The 335-nt window shown below is 69.0% G+C and carries 1 protein-coding gene; it reads right to left on the bottom strand.

What is annotated here, in order from left to right:
* Nucleotides 1–19: 19 nt before the first annotated feature.
* Nucleotides 20–335 (bottom strand): hypothetical protein (locus tag Q0L15_RS21385; protein ID WP_296606777.1); only part of this gene is annotated, 316 nt, incomplete at its 5' end.

Below are 335 nucleotides of genomic sequence, written 5' to 3'. Positions count from 1 at the left end.
GCGGATCGACAGGGTTGTCTCAACAGTGGATGGTGCGAGTGCTCTCGCCGTTGTTGGCCGTGTTGGTGTCCCACCAGCGGCTGAACGCCCAGAAGTAGATGGCGATGCTCGACCCCGGGCAGGGTCCCGTGTAGCCGACCAGGACCGTCACGGTCATCGTGGCGCCCGGCGCGAGCGCCGGCAGCACGCAGGTGCCCTGCCAGCCCTCGCCCGTGCTCTGGGTCGGGCAGTCGGCATAGGTCCAGGACATGCCCAGGTAGGTGACGTTGGCGCCGCCGAGCTCCTGCCCGGTCCGGACGCTGAACGACCCGTCGTTCGGCACGACGTAGCTCGGG

This window comes from Nocardioides sp. (assembly GCF_024509035.1).
In the GTDB taxonomy this organism is placed as follows: Bacteria; Actinomycetota; Actinomycetes; order Propionibacteriales; family Nocardioidaceae; genus Nocardioides.
This window is presented reverse-complemented; position numbering and strand designations above follow the sequence as displayed.